Raw genomic sequence first — 16,160 nt, 5'->3', positions numbered from 1 at the left:
CCGCGACCGGCTCGCCGCCGACACCACCGCCGGCACCGGCTTCGACGGCCCCGGCCGGGCGGACCCGCGAGCGCCTGTGCCCGGGCAGCTTCGTGCTGGTGTGCCAACTCGTCAGCCACGACCCCCACGCCCGCGACGTCGTCACCCGCTGTATGGACGAGGCCACCGGCGGCCGGTGGGGCGCGGTGCGCTCCCCGGCGGCGGTGGAAGGCTTCCTCGAGGGCCGGGCCGGGTTTGTGCCTGGGTGGGGGTGTCGTCTCCTGAGCGCCACTCCACCTGGGGTCGACGCCGCAGCCGGCCTCCTCGCCAACCGGGGCGCGCGGTCTCCTGCTCCCCGCACACGGGCTCGACGTCCGCCGGGTCGGCTCCGTTCTCCTCAACCCACCCGTCACCGCCCAGCGAGCCACGGCGGTAGGCGCCGCCGCCCGCAGTGCGGCGGGACCGGAAGAGCGGGTTGTCCTCGTGTTGCACTAGGGTCAGAAATCGATGGAGACACGACCGTTTGGCGATCCGGGAAAGCACCGGACATCCCTTCGATTCACCATGGTGCGGTCGTGCCATAATGCAAGCATGAGTAGATATACGGAAATCATTATTCTCGCGAAGGATGCCGAGGATGTGATGCTGCCGTTGACCACGGATTCTTTTGCGGAGCGATGGGGTGGGCACAGGTTCGTTCCCATTGACGACGAGAAATTCTCGGGAAGCTCCTACGGCGATCCGGCATGCTATATGTGGATTATTCAATTTGGCAGGAACAACTGGCAAGGACTCTTCGAGTTCATCGAGAACCTGGCGTGGCCGGATCCGTATTCCGTGCAGGTGCTTCTGCGGGATGAGGACGACGACTGCTTCGGTCTCTGGATGATTTTTGGTGGAAAGTTGAAGGAGGTCCCGCTTCCCGCCACAAGGAGAACGGCGAGTGATCTGACCATTACTGGCTATATTCAGCGTACGGACAAACCGCGAGACGATTGGCGAGATGCGGCGGGTCGGAGCTGAACTGGACCCGCCGCATCGGCTAATTCTTGCTTCCTTGGCTCACGAGGGGTGTGATCCTCGACAGACCGCGCGTCCGCGATGTGTGGTCATCGAGGATCGCGCCGTCGAACTATGACTCCGTTGCGTTGCTTCGGGGACGATTGCCCCAAAAATTGAAGGGGTCGAAGATACCGAAGAAGAGCCCCTTGGTGGCCTCCTTGAATCCGTACCGGTGCCAGTTGGCTGCGAACGAGATAGCTGCGATCAGACCTCCCATGACGGCAATACTGTTTCCATTGCCGATGAGACCTCTGCCTGCTCTTCCCTGCCCACGTGCGTACGGAACCCGGACGGTCGGCCGGGAATCGTACCCGTCCCTTGACACGACACGGACGCGTGTGTCCCCGGAGAATCGTCGTGCAACCTCTTCGCCTTGGGTGCGGTCCGTCGCGAGATATATGACGTTATTGGCCTGGGCTTTTCCCCTGGCGACGACGCTGAGTTTCCTGCGTATTTCCTTCTCGATTTCGTCGGGGTTCTTGTCCGGGCTCGTGGTCCCCGTGGCGTCGTAGGAGTCCACGCTTGCGATGGCCCCGTTCTCCCATTTCACGAGGATGAAGTCCGCTGTGGTTCCCGTGACGACGTGCAGGGGACCGTCCTGGATCAGACCCTTGAGTCCATTGCTGTTCGTTTCGTTCTGGTGGTAGTACTCGTACCCGGAGCGGGTCTGAGGGTCGTACGCGTCACCGGCCGCGGCCAGGTCCGCGGAGATGATGCCGTGAACGACGTTGGCGTTGGTGTCGTTCCCGGGGGCCACGACACTGTGAGGAATTCCCTTTTCGTCATAGATGGTTTCCGGTTTGCCGTTTACGGGACCTTCGGCTGTCAGTCTCTTGGTCGTGTCCCGCAGAGGGTCGTTGCACTTGTCGTTCGCGGCCGGGCAGCCCGACGGCGGCGTGGGGGTGTTCGTGGGTTTGTCGGCCAGGCCGGTGGGGTCGCTGGACGTGGCGGGGCGGTTGCTGGCGTACGCGTATCCCTGCATCTGCTCGGGGCGAGCCAGATCCATGACCGGGTCGACGCTGATGAAGCGGCCGATGTCGGTGTCGTATTCGCGGGCGCCGATGTTGACGAGACCTGTGGGATCGACCGTCTTGCCGAGGAAGCCCTTGTCGTCGGGCCAGCCGCCCGGAGTGGGTTGAGGGCCTCGGGGTCCACCGAAGGGCATGGTCTTGCGTCGCGTGACGGTCTGGGTCGCGTTGTCGACGGTTGTGCCGGCCGTGCCGTGGTGGTCGTTCAGCAGGAAACTGATCTTGTTGCCGGTTCGCACGGCGACGGTCTTGTCGGAATGCGCGTAGTACCGGGTGCCGGTGAGTGTACCTCCGGCGGAACGGCGCAGTTCGGTGCCCTTGACAAGGTAAAGGGTCGTTCCTGCGGAGTCGCGCTTGAGGATTCGGCGCCCTTCCGCGTCGTAGACGTAGTTCGATTCCTGGCTTCCGTCGAGGACCTTGCCGAGTCGGCCTTCCGAGTTCCACTCGAGGGTCTGTTCGGGTCGGCCGGAGATTTTGCGTTTGGTCGTGTTGCCGGCGGCGTCGTATTCGTAGGTGTTCTCCGATGTGCCTGAGGCGGCTTCCGTGACGACCTTGGTGAGCGCGTGCCGGGGCTTGTTCTCTCCGGCGGTGGGATAGGTGTACTTGCGGGTCAGGTCCTTGGCCGTGTCGCCGGTGGTGTCGTGAATCGTTTCCTGGAGACGCGATCCGAGGGCGTCGTAGGTGTAGGTCTGCCAGTAGGGGTCAACGCCTCCCACGGTGCCGTTGACACCGCCGCGAGGTTGTTGTTGCGAGCAGTTGTCGGTCGCGGTCCAGGCCTGTGTCGTGCGGCGGAGACCGTCGTAGGAGAAGCATTGGACGTCGGGGACGGTCGTGCCCTGCCCGTTGGTGTCCGAGATCCGGGTGACGTTCTGTGTCGGGTCGTATCCGTACTCGGTGAGTCCCAGGCGGGTCTTGGTGCTTTCCTGGTCGGTTTGGGCGCTGAGGAGCGAGCCCGTGTGTTGGTCCCAGACGTTGGTGGTGATGATCTTCTTGCCGAACGCGCCCATTTCGGTCTGGGTGATCCGGTCGAGCGGGTCGTAGGTGGTGCTGCCGACGTAGGGCTGCAGGCTGCTGCCGGTGCTCTGCAGGCGGCCGAAGGCGTCGTATCCGGTGTTGACCGTTTCGGCGGGGAGCCCGCCGAGGGCGGGGTGTCGCACGCCGGTGGGCAGGCCCGTCTCGGGGTTGTAGGCGTACTGCCAGGTGAAGGGTCCGGTCATTCCGGTGCCGGCGTCGGGCGGGAGGGTGATCGTGGTGCCGGTGGATTGGCCGCGGGCGTTGTAGCCGGTGATGGCGGTCTTGTAGGCACCTCCGTCGGCCCATCGGGTGGACGCGGCGAGTTGTCCCACGCCACCGGGTGCGGTGTCGAATTCCCACTCGGCCAGCACGGTCTCGGCTGCTTTGAGCTGACGTTGGCGGCCGAGGGCGTCGTAGGTCTGGGAGAGGGTCCCGCCGCGTGCGCTCGTGCTCTTGACGATGCGATCGGATGTGTCGTACTCGCGCCAGCTCTCGCCCTTGTCGGGGTCCACGCTGTGCGTGTCGTTGCCGCGGGCGTCGTAGTCGTGGGACCAGACGTTCCCTGCGGGGTCGACGACCTTCTTCATGTCGCCGCGGGTGGTGTATTCGTACAGCGTCGACTGCGGCCCTTTGCGGTCGGGCAGTGTGTACTCGACGAGTTCACTGGTACGGCCGAAGGCGTCGAGGACGGCGGTGGAGGCCGTCCCCCCGGTCGGCGGGATGGTGGTGGTGCGCTCGCCGTCGTACAACGTCGTGGTGCGGACCGTTTCTGTGCCGTACTTCTTTGCAATGACGTCGGTGGGACGGCCGGCTCCGTCGAAGACGGTCTCGGTGCTCGCGACGACCTTGGTGTCGTCGCCTGCGACCAGGGTGGTGTCGGGGGCCCCTGACGCGAAGTAGCCGCTGTATGTCCGCCACTTCCGTCCCAGGGAGTCGTACCATTTTTCGGTGACGATGCGCCCGCCCTGGGTGGGGACCTGCGTCTGTCGGGGCCTGAGCATGGAGTCGTAGAGGTCGATATTGGTGAGGTAGTTCCCGTTGTGGATCAGGTGCTTCGTGCTCACCGCCACCGGGCCGTCCGCACGGACGAGGTAGGTGTATTCCTTGGTGGGCTTGGTTGCGTGTGTTTCCTTCTCCCAGCCGGGAGCCCAGACCTTGGTGACACGGCCCAGTGCGTCGTATTCGTAGTCGGTGCGGACCTTGTTGACGTCCACGCTGGTCACGATCAGACCGCGGCGAGTGTCGAAGGTCTGCTTGATCGTCTGGCCGAGGGGGTTGGTCACCGTGCTGGTGTTCGGGAGTTCGCCGACGGTTCCGGAGTAGTCGGTGGTCGTCAGCTGGTCCTCGACGTTCCACGCCTTGCGTGCGCGCCCGTAGGCGTCGTACTCGATGCGGAGGTTGGTCTGGCGTCCGGTGCCGCTCGCGGTGATTTCCGTGCCTGAGGTGGACAGACCCTTGGTCGGCGGGGTTTCGTACGAGGAGGCGCCGTCGTAGAAGGATCGGTTGTCGCTGAGGACGTCCCGGGGTCGCGTGGGCGTGGTGGAGCAGCCCACGGTGACGATTTCGGTGCGCGAGGTATAGCTCACCAGCCAGTCGGTGGTGTTCCGGGCGTACTCGGTACGCAGGCATTGTTCGTCGCCGGTAACCGCCAGGTCGCCTTCGGTGTCTTCTTGGACGGGCATGCCATAGCCATCGAACGTGCGCGTGACCTTGCTCCGTCGCCAGCCGCCGTCGGAGAGGGGGGAGCGGGTGCGTTCCGTCTTGGTGCCGGTCTGCACGGCCGTGAGATCCGGCAGAGCGGGACGAGCGCGGCTTGCGGTCGGATCGGAGACCCAGTAGTCCTTGGCGACCGCGGCCAGGATGGGCCCGCCGTCGCCGTTGTAGTTGATCGTTTCGCGGACCGATCCGGCGAGGACCGGGGCGTCGTCGGCCGTGATTCCCTCGGAGTCGACGACCTTGGCTCCGGGGACCCCACGGAAGTAGCGGGTTTCGACAAGGCCTCGCTTGTCACCGGCTCCGCCGGAGCGCACCTTCAAGGCCGCGTAGCCGCGATAGTCGTTGTACGTGCGTTCCGCAGGCTTGGTGAACTCGTCGGTGCTCTTGAGCCACGCGGGAGCGCCGACGTATTCGTAGTCGGTTTGCATGACCCGACCGCCACCTGTGTTGTCGGCCTCGAGGACCTGCGTGACCAGGTACTTGTGGAACCAGTCGAGGACGGGCGTGTCGGCCCCGTCGGGGGACCAGTTCACCGGGTAGCAACGTTTGGTGTTGGTGGCCGGGTCGGGGAGCTCGCTGCGCAGGCAGTCCCGCGCGGAGTAGGCGACCTGGGTGGTGGCACCGGTCTCGGTGGTGATCTTGTTGACGCGGCGTCGCCAGAACGGGGCGATGTGTTCCTTGCCGTCGACGCGATTCTCGAGTTGTTCACTGCCGAAGGTCACCGGGGGCATGACGACGTCGGCGCCGGCCTTGCCGGTGCGGGTGATGGAGGCGAGCCACAGCGGGAAGTGGCCGTCGCCGGAGTCGGGGAGCTGCTGCTCGAACGCCCACGCGTCCACGTCTCGTTGGGCGCCGCCGCTGAGGACCTGGGTGCGGATGGTGGTCAGACGCTTGCGTGTCCAAAAGCTCGGGGAGAGTACCTTGCACTCGGTGCCCGGCTTGCAGTTCAGGTCGACGGGTACGTCCGGCCAGGACTTGGCGTTGTCCTTGGTGAACTGCGCGTCGGAACAGGTGATGGTGCCGGTGGGAAGGCAACGTTCCGCGACGTCGAAGTACACGACGGCGGGCGCCTTGGCGCTGAAGAGCGTGTCGCTGCGGTGACCGTACTCGATGCGTGTCGTCCATCCGCCCCGCGCGTAGGGGGTGGAGGTGCCCTTGCCGGTGGTGACGTCGCCGTTGCGGCCGTAGTGGTTGGTCTCGGTCTCGTAGAAGTACGTCATAGCGTTGCCGCGCGGGTCGACGACGTAGTCCAGGTTCCACCGCCAGCCCTGCTGGCACCACGAGTCCGCGAACGCGTTCTTGTGGCACTCCTCGCCGTCGTTGTTGCCGAAGACCGGCACCGTCCACGCGGAGTTCGTGCGCTGCGCACCGGCTCCGGGAAGTTTGTTCAGACCGAAGAAGTACTGCGTACCGTCGCTGGACGTGACCTTCCAGTGCTCCCCGTCGTTGTCGCCGTTGTCGGCGCCGGTGAGGCGTTCGATCTTCTGAGCGCTGTCAGCGGCGGCTTTCCACAGGCCGTCGGTGCCCTTGACCAGCTCGGTGTTGCTGCCGTTGAGCGAGAGCGTGGCGTTGTCGTTGACCCAGCACAGGTCGTTCGATTTGGCGCCCTGGTTGCCTGCACCACACCACGCGCGCGGCCCGGGGCACACCCGGGCCGCGCTTCTCCCCGAACACCGTCGCCTTCCCAGGTCAGTTGGTCCATCATGAGATCCACCGCATCCGCCGCAGCAGTCGGCGCACTCTCCCTCGTGGCCCTCGCCTACGAAATCGTCACCCGCATCCTGTGAACACGAACGGACGTCCACCTACGATGCGCGACCGGGCGCGCGAATCGTCCTGCCTCCCGCACCTCCTTCCGCCACCCGTCGAACGCGACAACGGTCTCGACATGCCCACGGGGCACTTCGAGATGCCCGACGCGTTCCCGGTAGGCAGCGGCCGCGGCGAGGGCGATCCGAAAGGCATGCTCCCGGGTGCGCCCAGGCCTGCCCCCGTTTGACCCGGCCACGCCCGAGCGCTGCGCCGTACCCGATGGCCCCGCCGCGCCGAACACCCCAGCCCACCCCACCCACCACACCCCGACCACCACCCCTGGAATCAGGGCGTGTCAGCGTCTTGGGTCTGCCTCGCATCCGGTGGTGACGGACTGTAAGTCCGTGATCATGTGCGGCTGCTGAACGCGAACGAGCTTGTGGGCGTGGTGTTTTCGAGGCTTGCGCCGCTGGTGGTCGAGGAGGTTGCCGACGAGGGCGAGGTCATTCGCGTGCGGGCCCGGACGCCTGGCGGCCCGGCGGATTGCCCGGATTGCGGCGGTCGGACCGGTCGGGTGCACGCCGTCCACGAACGCACGGTGACAGACGCCCCCGTCGATGCCGGCAGAGTCGTCATCGGCGGGCCGCTCCTGGGCGTCGCCGGGACGGCCGCGATCGTTGCCGGGGCGCGTGCCGTGCGCTACGGCGCGGTGTTCGCGTGGGCGGTGGGCCTGGTCGTCATGACGGTCTGCGTCGGGGAGATCGTCGACTCCTACCACCCGCGGTAGCCGACGGCCGCCGGATCCGGGGTTCGGATGCGGCAGCGGTGCGGCTGAGCCGGCGGCCGGATGATCGGCGATGCGGGTCGCCGCAGTCCAGGGCTCGGCCGCAGCGACCCTGGCCTCGTCCGCCGACGCGAACCCGAGCCAGGTGTGGTGCACGACCTCCTCCGCGAGCGGCCCGTCCCGCTCCGGAACGTGCCCCGCGACCCACTCCTCGCTCCACCGCTCCAGAAACGGCCGCCATGCCGTGCGCTCACCCATCGTCCCCGTCCTTCCTCACCGGCGGTCCGACATCACCCCACCACAGGGATACGACAACCGCCTTTCGCGGGTGTGTCCTCAGATGTCGAAGCACTCCCTGCTCGTATCGCTCGCCGGAATGAAGCACAGTCGTAGTCCGGTCCGGGCCGGGGCGCCGATCATCGGGGTGAAGCGGTAGGCGTCGGTGTCGGTGGTGTGGGTGACGACGAATCGCTGCGGACGGGTGCCGAGGGCGGAGATCTCGATCGTGTCCCCGACCTTCGAGTGCCAGATCCGGCCCCACGCGGCGGCACATACCGAGCTGTAGCGGACCTCCACGCGCGTACCGGTCGCGGTGTGATGCTGTGCTCCGAGCGAGTCGTCCCGGCCGGGCAGCCCGCAGGACATCTCGTCGGGGTCCCTCCCGTCACACGAGTCCGCACGGCATCCGGGAGCGGGGTCCAGCACGGGGGAGCGCAGGATCGGCGGCGGTCCCGCGTCGTGGCTTCGCAGGGCCGTCAGCACCGGTATCGAGGCGATGGTCGCCGCGGCCACGCCGGTGGCGACGAGGACGAACAACCACCTGCGCCGAGGCCGCCGTTGCCCGCCCGAGGCGCCCGTGCTGCCCGCGCTGCCCGTGGTGACGGTGGGGACCGGTGCGGGCGTGGGCAGGGACGGTGACGGGGGTGAGGGCGCGGGCGCGGGTGCGGGTGGGCCGGCGGGGCGGGCCTGGCGGGCGCGTCCGCTCCATTCGGCGTCCGCCAGTTCCCACAGCGCGAGCAGTCGTCCGGTGGGCTCGCCCGCGATCGCGCACAGTGCCTCGACGGCGTGGCGGGGTACCGGCGTCTTGCCGTTGAGACAGCGTTCCCACGACGACTTGCTGTACGCGGTGCGTTCGGCCAGCGCGGCCAGGCTCAGGCCCGTACGCGCCCTCAGCTCGCGGAGCCCTTCGGCCAGTGCCGCGCACTCCGGTGCGGGAGCGCTCATCCGCGCAGCACCTGCCAGGTGTGGGGGCCCACGATGCCGTCCGCCGGCAATCCGGCCTCCTTCTGCATGCGCATCACGGCCGCGATGGTCTGTTGCCCGTACACCCCGTCGACGATGCCCGGATCCATCCGGTGATGGTCCAGCAGGCACTGGGCCTCCACCACGTCCCAGCCCGGTCCGGCGAGCTCGACGGTCCGGGTGGCGCTGTATCCGGCGGACAGCCCCCCGCCCACCGCGTCGGCCCTACGAACCTCGCAGGGGTAGGACTTGCCCGGCTGGAAGTGGTAGCGGCCGGGCCCTCCGGCGGTGGTCGGAGGACCGTCGGTCGGGCGCGGGCCCGGCGTTCCCACCCCCGTCGTGTCCCTGCGGCGTCCGTCGTCGTCGCCCCGGGGCTGGCCGATCAGCATGCCGACGCCCACCCCCACGAGCGCGGCGATCACGACGGCGGCGAGGACGACGGGCCGGCGTATGCCCGGCGGTCGGGCCGTGCCGGGCGAGTCCTCCGAGGCGGCGGGCTCCTCCGAGGCGCCGGCTCGCTCCGCCGCCGGCGCGGAGCCCTCGACCGCACCGGAGTGCCCTGCCGTGCCGAAATCCTCGGCCGGACCGGGCCCTTCGGCCGCGGCCCCGCCACGTGCTCCCGGCGCGCCTTCGTCCCGCACGACGGTCGCCGCGGTCGGCGCCGTCGACTGCCGCCAGGCCTCCTCGGCCACCTCGTGCAGCACCAGCAGCCGGACCGGATCCGCGCCCACGATCCGCGCCAGCTCCTCCACCACGTGCCGCGGCGGCAGCGCCCTGCCGTTGAGGCAGCGCTCCCACGACGAGCGGCTGTATCGGGTCCTGGCCGCGAGCGAGACCAGGCTCAGCCCGCTGCGGTCCTTCAAACTCCGTAACTGCACCACGAGTTGCCGAACCCTCCGGTCCAGCGAATCCGGTAATTCCTGCCAACGCGACATGCTCCACCCCGTACGGCGTCAAGGATCCCCAAGGTCTTCACCCTCTTGTTCTCCGGTGGCACACCGTGTGCACACGCTACGGGCCCGGCCGAGACGCCGCGCCGTTTCCAGCGCACGGCCCCGCATCGGTACGGACGTCCCGGCGCTGCCGCGTTCCGCCGGACGTCCCCGCAGGTCAGCGCCCCGAGCGTCCCACGGTGTTCCAACGGGACGGACTTCGCCGATCCGGCTCCGGAATGGCCGGCAAGCTCGGTGGTGCGAGCCGGACGGCGCGATCCACCACACATCGTCCTCGCATCCCTCGACCGCGTACCCCACGGGGGTGGGCGCGCGGATGCGGCGAGCAGGCGCGGCCCGGTCAACGCCCACCCACACGAAAACGGAGAGACCGATGCGTGTCATCACAAAGACCGTTCTTGGCGCGGCAATGGCCCTGGCAGGCCTGACGGGCAACGCCCTGCCGGCCGGCGCGGCCGGCTCGACCGCCGCCGCCGAGGAGTCCGTCTCCTCGGGCGCGGCGTGCAAGAAGTCCGTCAAGTTCGGGACATGTCCCGAACATGTTTCGAACAGGCCCGGAACTGTTCCCGGCCGGCCCGGGCTTGCCAGTCTGAGCGACGCCAACGGGTCGGCCCGACCACGGGACCGGACCCATTCGCGCCGAACGGATGGAGAGAACATGGAAGCCTGTCGAAGGATTCTCGCCGGCACGCTCGCCGGAGTCGCGACCACGGTCGCGGTTGCCTTCGTGGCTCCACCGGCGCAAGCCGAGTCGCAAAGCACTGCGGCGACGACTCGGGTCCAACAGACCGACGGTCGCGTCGGGACCCTTGGCTTTGGCGAATGCGCAGACGTCCTCAGCGCAGCCGGCTACACCGTGTACTACGCGAGGGCGGCTGCCTGTTCCGTGGGAACGGTGGGCACCGTAAGCGCGATCGCGGCATGTGGTGTCGCACTCACATCCACGTTCGTGATGCCGTTCGTCGCCGGAGCGGCCTGCGCCGCAGCAGCCCTTCCGTAGCCCACGGCTGACCACTTCGAGGCATCATCCTCGGTGCGGTCGAGGGTGAACCGAAGCCGAAGCGTGGGAGAACTCCTGGCCGGCCCGGAAGAGAGTGGATCCGTGTCGACGGGAGATCCCCCGCCATCCCCCAACCAGCGAGACAGACATGGGGACGGTGGCCACCGGGATGTCCTCCGGTAGGTGCAAGGGGATGCGCGGATCGGCCGACAGGCAGCGGGCCCTGGTTGCGTCACGTCGTGACCCAGGGCTTGCGTGCGAGGCAGGACCCGCGACTGCCTCAGGCCGGTGCGCCGTCGACGCTCCCCGCGCACCACGTGGCAACCCTGGAACTCCTGCTCTGCACCCACGACTCCGGATCGGCGCCGGCCGCCGGCGCCCGGAGCGACACCCTCCTGGCGCGTTCGCGTCATCCATCTCCGGCCGAGAGGACCGATCGTGCGCAATTCGGCATGCACTGACGGGACATGGCAAGTGGCATCCGCCTCACCTCATCCCAGGCTGCGCCCAGGTGTGAGCTGCTATCGGGGGTTCCGGCTCGGCCCGGACCGACTGCACAGGGCCAAGGAAGTGCCCATAGGTATGGCGGTGGCCCTGGTGATCCCCTTCGACGAGAAACTGCAACTCACCCCGTCGCAGTTACCTTCGGGGCCGGTGGACGCGAACGCCTCGACCTCCCCGATCGGCGGCCCGAAGACCAGCAGGACGGGCGAGGAGGACAATGGCTGCTGGTTCGAAGTGGAGGTGACCTTCGCCCCCTGGGCCGCCTTCACGATCTTCGGTACAACCCTGCAGCAGTTGGCGAACGTGGCCATCGAGCCTCGCGCATTGCTCGGCCCCCGCGCCGACGACCTTACTGAGGCGCTCGCGACCGCGGTGGGCTGGAAGGAGCGCTTCGCTCTGCTCGACGTCGTGCTCACCGAATGGGCCCGGAGTGGCCCTGCGTACTCGACGCGCGTGGCCTGGGCCTGGCAGGAACTCGCCCATAGGGCCGGCGCCGTTCCCATCCCGGCACTCGCCCGAAGGGTGGGATGGTCGCAGCGACAGCTGGAGAAACGATTTCGGGAACAGATCGGCCTCACTCCCAAAGCCATCGCTCGCGTCTTTCGGCTTCAACGGGCACTCCAACTCCTCGACAGCGGGCTTCCCTCGGCCGAAGTGGCGACGCTGGCGGGCTACCACGATCAGGCCCACTTCGGCCATGACTGCAAGGCGATGACCGGTCATGCTCCAGGTCGCTTTATTGCCTGCCGGGTAGCCGGCAGTCCGGGCCCCTGGTCCGCGGACCGCGGCGAGGGGCAGGCCCCAGGCGTGCCGATGCCTGCCTCTATCCGGACCGCAACCTCCGTCTGACGAGAGTGCGGTTAATTACAAGACGTCACCGGCCAGCTCGCGCGAGTCTCGTGCTGCGGGCGCTTCCGGCCCGGAACGAATCAAGCGAAGGAGTACGGACGTGTTCAAGAAGCTTGAATCGATGGGGGACAGCCTCCTCGAACGATTCGCCCCCAAGGTCGACGCGGCGGCAGCAGTACGCCGGTGCTGGAGCTGGCCGGCCTGCTACCAGTGCCAGAACCAGTGCGGCTACCACGCCTCCTGCTCACGCTGCGACAGCGCTCCCAACCTCTACATCTGCGACTGCTGAGCATTCGCCCTCGACGGGGGCGGCGGCGCACGTCAACGCAGGCGTAGGACCAAAGAAGACAGGCGTAGGACCAGGGGCACCGGGTTGGGTCTCGAGCCCCTGGTCCCCCTCTCCCAAGCCGTGGGACGACGACACGGAAGACGACACGGAAGGTGTGCGGTGCACTATCTGGAGCTCGGGATCCGCTCCCTGATCGCAGTGGTGTTCCTGGCCTCGTCCGTCGGCAAGACGGCGGGGAGAGGCGCGTTCGGCGCGTTCGTAGCTTCGCTGCGTGGTCTGGAACTGCTGCCGGCGAAGGCATGCCGACCGGTGGCACTGCTCGTGGTTGTCGCCGAATACGCCGTGTGGTTGCTGCTGTCGCTGGGTTCGACGACGGTCGCTGCGACCGGATTCCTGGTTGCGGCAGGGTTGCTGGTGATGTTCGCGACGGCGATCGCCCTCACGGCCCGTCGGGGCATCCGTCCACCGTGCCGGTGCTTCGGCGCCTCAACGACCCCACTCGGTGCCCGGCACATCGTGCGCAACGTCGTCCTCGCGGCCGTCGCGTGCCTCGGTGCGGTCACCGTACCGGCGACGAATACGTCTTCGGACCCCGGCGCACTTGTGGTGGCCATACTCGCTGGCCTGCTGTTGGGCGCGGTGGTTGCGCTGTTCGACGACATCCTCGAACTGTTCGAGCCCCTCGGCGACAGCCCGGGCGCTGCCCAAAGACGTCCATGACCCAGAAGGAGATTCACGATGCCCTTGCTGATCGCGGCCCTGACGCTCGTGGGTTCGCTGTGCCTGCTCAACCTGATCCTGACGGTAGGAGTGATCAAGCGGCTGCGTGAGCACACGGAGATGCTGGCCAACGTGGGCGGTGCGGGCAACGGCCGGGCCTCGATTACGGTGGGGGAGGAGGTCGGTGATTTCACGGCCTCCACGGTGGACGGTGAACAACTCGCCCGTGACCTCCTGGTCGGTGAGACACTGGTGGCCTTCTTCTCGCCCACCTGTAAGCCCTGCAAGGAGAAGCTGCCGAAGTTCCTGGACTTCGCGGCGACGCTGCCCGGTGGGCGCGACCGGGTGCTGGCAACGGTGGTCGGCGACGCTGAAGCGTCCGCCGCGCTCGTCGCCGAGCTCACTCCGGTGGCGCGCGTGATCGTCGAGGAGTACGACGGGGCGCTGAGTGCCGCGTTCCAGGCCAAGGCGTACCCGACCTTGCTCATGGTCGCCCGGGACGGCGCCGGGCGGCTGGTCGTCACAGAGGACGAGGTCCGGCTGGGCCATCTCGCCATCGCATGACCGCCCTCGTGACCGAACAGCAGCCGCAGAAGCGGTCCGGCGCGGGGCGGCAGGCGGTCGCCGCGTTTTCGCTCGCCGTCCGGGCAGCTCCCGGCACACTCGCGCTGTACGCGGCGCTGGCACTGATCGTGGGTCTGCTTCCGGTGGTGGTCGCCTGGCTGACCAAGCTGGTGCTGGACCGCCTTGCCGCAGGTGCCGACGTCGGGGCCCTGACCGGGCTGGGAGTGGGACTCGCCTTGGCCGGACTGGTCACCGCGGTAGCTCCACAGGTGACCCGGTATCTGCGGGCGGGGATCGACCGGGAGGTGGGGATGGTCGCCCAGGACCGGTTGTTCACCGCTGTGGAGGGTTTCGTCGGACTGAGCCGGTTCGAGGACCCGCGTTTCCTCGACCGGCTGCGGTTGGCCCAGCAATCCGGCGGGACGGCCCCCACTCTGGTGGTGGACGGAGTCCTCGGCATGTCCCGGGCGGCCCTCACCGTCACCGGTTTCCTCGGCTCGTTGATTCTGCTCAGCCCGATGATGACCGTGCTGGTGCTCGCCTCGGGAGTGCCGACTCTGCTTGCGGAAATTGCGCTGTCGCGGAGGCGGGCACGGATGTTCTGGGATGTCGGTCCCGTCGAGCGGCGGGAACTCTTCTACGGCCAGTTGCTGTCCAGTGTGGAAGCGGCCAAGGAGGTACGGCTGTTCGGCGCCGGTGCCTTTCTGCGGCACCGCATGCTGACCGAGCGCCGTACGGCCAACGCCGCGAAGCGGGCCATGGACAGGCGCGAGGTCGTCGTCCAGGCCGGGTTGGGAGTACTCGCCGCCCTGGTGTCCGGCGGTGGGCTGCTGTGGGCAGTTGGCGCGGCGCGGACCGGGGCGTTATCCGTGGGAGGCATCACCATGTTCGTGGCAGCGGTCGGCGGAGTGCAGGGCGCGCTCGCCGCACTCGCCGGCGAGGTGGCCCGCTCTCACCAGGCGGTGCTGATGTTCCGACACTACGCGACGGTCACCACGGCCGGTCCGGAGCTGCCGGTGCCCGCCGCACCTCGCGCGCTGCCTGAGCTGCGCGACGCGATCGAGCTGCGTGACGTGTGGTTCCGCTACTCGGAGGAGCATCCCTGGGTGTTGCGCGGCGTCAGCCTGCGCATACCCCACGACCAAGCGGTGGCACTGGTCGGGCTGAATGGCGCCGGTAAGTCCACACTGGTCAAGCTCCTGTGCCGGTTCTATGACCCCACCCGGGGGGCGATTCTGTGGGACGGCGTGGACTTGCGCGACACCGATCCGGTCGAACTGCGGCGGAGGATCGGCGCGGTGTTCCAGGACTACATGGAATACGACCTGACGGCGGCGGACAACATAGCCCTGGGCGGTCTGGGTTCCTCCGATAATCCGGACTCCCTCCCCGACGACCGTGTGCCGATTCAGGCCGCAGCGAAACGGGCGGGCATCCACCACAAGCTCGCAGGCCTGCCCCACGGCTACGACACGCTGCTGTCTCGAATGTTCTTCATGGAATCCGACAAGGACAATCCGGCCACCGGCGTGATGCTGTCGGGCGGCCAATGGCAACGGCTCGCCCTGGCTCGGGCTTTCCTGCGGGACGAGCAGGGCAAACGAGACCTGATGATCCTCGACGAACCCTCCGCCGGACTCGACGCCGAGGCCGAGCACGAGATCCACGCCGAGCTGCGGCGGCACCGCACGGGGCGGACCAGCCTGCTGATCTCGCACCGACTCGGCGCCGTGCGCGAGGCCGACCTTATCGTCGTGCTCTCCGAGGGATGTGTAGCCGAGCGGGGCGACCACGCCGCCCTCATGGCAACCGGTGGGGAGTATGCCCGATTGTTCACGCTTCAGGCAAACGGCTACCAGGACGACCCGGAAGCCGAATCAGTCTTCACTGGAGGAAACCGATGATCCCCGCGCGACCGCGCGACGGGACGCTGCGAGTCGCCGGAGTCACCAGGGTCGCGCTGCTTTGCGGAGCACCGGCAGCGCTTCTGGGCCTGGCGGGCCTGGTCGTCTCGGTACTGCAGGCGCGCAGGCTGGTCGTGGTAACCGTGCGTGGGGCGAGCATGGAACCGGCGTACCGCGATGGTGACCGGGTCCTCGTACGTCGTGACCTGGCCCCATCGCCGGGGCAGGTGATCGTGATGGAACACCCCGGTACCGGGATGGTTCCCGGCTCCGCCTGGTACGGCCCGCCCGTGGGGCGCACTGCACGGGCGCCCGCCATCACAGGGCGGCAGTGGTTGATCAAGCGTGTGGCGGCCGCACCGGGCGACCCCGTACCGCGCGACCGGTTCCCCGCCCTGGCTGGAGTGCTCGAAACCCGGGTCCCCGCCAGCAGTTTGGTCCTGCTGGGCGACAACGAGGAGATCAGCTTCGACTCCCGGCAAGCCGGCTACTTTCCGGCGGAGCGCGTGCTGGGGACGGTGCTTCGCCACCTGTGAGTGTGCGTTGTGGTGGCGGTGGTTGGTCGTCAGTCGGGTTGATGTGTCGTGTGGGTGTGTGCTGGTCGGGGCGTGAATGACCGTGATCGTTTCGACTGTCACGGGGGTGACCATCGACTGACGTCGGGTGCTTACTGAGGTTTCCTGATCCGATTGACGGTGTGTCAAATAAGGGCATACCCGGTGTATGAGGGTCTCGGGGATGACCCCGGTGGAGCGGGAACGCCGGGAGAAGATGCGGTTGCGGGCGGCTGGTTGGTTCGC

General features: G+C 67.9%; 12 protein-coding genes. 9 read left to right on the top strand and 3 right to left on the bottom strand.

The features are described 5' to 3' along the window. Positions 1-570 precede the first annotated feature (570 nt). Complete coding sequence (locus ABZS54_RS36995) at positions 571-1,002, top strand: hypothetical protein (protein WP_355546286.1); 432 nt, start codon at positions 571-573, stop codon at positions 1,000-1,002. A gap of 109 nt (positions 1,003-1,111) precedes the next feature. Here the strand turns inward: ABZS54_RS36995 and ABZS54_RS36990 are convergent, their stop codons facing one another. Continuing rightward, a complete protein-coding gene (locus ABZS54_RS36990) occupies positions 1,112-6,448 on the bottom strand; it encodes an RHS repeat-associated core domain-containing protein (protein ID WP_355546284.1) in 5,337 nt (1,778 codons plus the stop codon). Between the two features lie 515 nt (positions 6,449-6,963). Here ABZS54_RS36990 and ABZS54_RS36985 point away from each other — a divergent pair. After that, a complete protein-coding gene (locus ABZS54_RS36985; protein WP_355546282.1) occupies positions 6,964-7,338 on the top strand; it encodes a hypothetical protein in 375 nt (124 codons plus the stop codon). Between the two features lie 333 nt (positions 7,339-7,671). Here ABZS54_RS36985 and ABZS54_RS36980 read toward each other — a convergent pair whose 3' ends face one another. After that, positions 7,672-8,559: a DUF2690 domain-containing protein gene (locus ABZS54_RS36980; RefSeq protein ID WP_355546280.1), complete on the bottom strand. Its 888-nt coding sequence runs from the start codon at positions 8,557-8,559 to the stop codon at positions 7,672-7,674. Continuing rightward, positions 8,556-9,512, bottom strand: a complete 957-nt coding sequence (locus ABZS54_RS36975; RefSeq protein WP_355546278.1) for a helix-turn-helix domain-containing protein — start codon at positions 9,510-9,512, stop codon at positions 8,556-8,558. The genes ABZS54_RS36980 and ABZS54_RS36975 overlap by 4 nt, the downstream gene beginning before the upstream one ends. Before the next feature lie 391 nt (positions 9,513-9,903). Here ABZS54_RS36975 and ABZS54_RS36970 point away from each other — a divergent pair, with 391 nt between their 5' ends. The 7 genes from ABZS54_RS36970 (at position 9,904) to ABZS54_RS36940 (ending at position 15,896) form a co-directional block, all read left to right on the top strand. After that, complete coding sequence (locus ABZS54_RS36970; protein WP_355546276.1) at positions 9,904-10,530, top strand: hypothetical protein; 627 nt, start codon at positions 9,904-9,906, stop codon at positions 10,528-10,530. A gap of 582 nt (positions 10,531-11,112) precedes the next feature. After that, entirely contained in the window at positions 11,113-11,883 is a 771-nt protein-coding gene (locus tag ABZS54_RS36965) for a helix-turn-helix domain-containing protein (RefSeq protein WP_355546274.1), read from the top strand. Positions 11,884-11,983: 100 nt separating this feature from the next. Continuing rightward, positions 11,984-12,172, top strand: coding sequence for a hypothetical protein (locus ABZS54_RS36960; RefSeq protein WP_355546272.1), 189 nt, complete (start codon positions 11,984-11,986; stop codon positions 12,170-12,172). A 159-nt stretch (positions 12,173-12,331) separates the two neighbouring features. Next, positions 12,332-12,892 carry a MauE/DoxX family redox-associated membrane protein gene (locus ABZS54_RS36955; protein ID WP_355546270.1) on the top strand — a complete coding sequence of 187 codons (561 nt, stop codon included), beginning with the start codon at positions 12,332-12,334 and terminating at the stop codon, positions 12,890-12,892. 18 nt (positions 12,893-12,910) lie between these two features. Then, complete coding sequence (locus ABZS54_RS36950) at positions 12,911-13,456, top strand: TlpA disulfide reductase family protein (RefSeq protein WP_126640962.1); 546 nt, start codon at positions 12,911-12,913, stop codon at positions 13,454-13,456. Next, complete coding sequence (locus tag ABZS54_RS36945) at positions 13,453-15,360, top strand: ABC transporter ATP-binding protein (protein WP_355546268.1); 1,908 nt, start codon at positions 13,453-13,455, stop codon at positions 15,358-15,360. The genes ABZS54_RS36950 and ABZS54_RS36945 overlap by 4 nt, the downstream gene beginning before the upstream one ends. Further along, complete coding sequence (locus tag ABZS54_RS36940; RefSeq protein WP_355546266.1) at positions 15,357-15,896, top strand: S26 family signal peptidase; 540 nt, start codon at positions 15,357-15,359, stop codon at positions 15,894-15,896. The genes ABZS54_RS36945 and ABZS54_RS36940 overlap by 4 nt, the downstream gene beginning before the upstream one ends. The last annotated feature ends 264 nt before the right edge of the window (positions 15,897-16,160 follow it).

The organism is Embleya sp. NPDC005575 (assembly GCF_040605455.1).
Lineage (GTDB): Bacteria > Actinomycetota > Actinomycetes > Streptomycetales > Streptomycetaceae > Embleya.
Note: the sequence above shows the minus strand (reverse complement) of the source record. Positions and strands in the feature narration are given on the sequence as shown.

Bases quoted from the DNA above. Each gene is read 5' to 3' on its own strand.
- ABZS54_RS36995 (WP_355546286.1), top strand. From the start codon at position 571: ATGAGTAGATATACGGAAATCATTATTCTCGCGAAGGATGCCGAGGAT.
- ABZS54_RS36980 (WP_355546280.1), bottom strand. From the start codon at position 8,559: ATGAGCGCTCCCGCACCGGAGTGCGCGGCACTGGCCGAAGGGCTCCGC.
- ABZS54_RS36975 (WP_355546278.1), bottom strand. From the start codon at position 9,512: ATGTCGCGTTGGCAGGAATTACCGGATTCGCTGGACCGGAGGGTTCGG.
- ABZS54_RS36970 (WP_355546276.1), top strand. From the start codon at position 9,904: ATGCGTGTCATCACAAAGACCGTTCTTGGCGCGGCAATGGCCCTGGCA.
- ABZS54_RS36965 (WP_355546274.1), top strand. From the start codon at position 11,113: ATGGCGGTGGCCCTGGTGATCCCCTTCGACGAGAAACTGCAACTCACC.
- ABZS54_RS36950 (WP_126640962.1), top strand. From the start codon at position 12,911: ATGCCCTTGCTGATCGCGGCCCTGACGCTCGTGGGTTCGCTGTGCCTG.
- ABZS54_RS36945 (WP_355546268.1), top strand. From the start codon at position 13,453: ATGACCGCCCTCGTGACCGAACAGCAGCCGCAGAAGCGGTCCGGCGCG.
- ABZS54_RS36940 (WP_355546266.1), top strand. From the start codon at position 15,357: ATGATCCCCGCGCGACCGCGCGACGGGACGCTGCGAGTCGCCGGAGTC.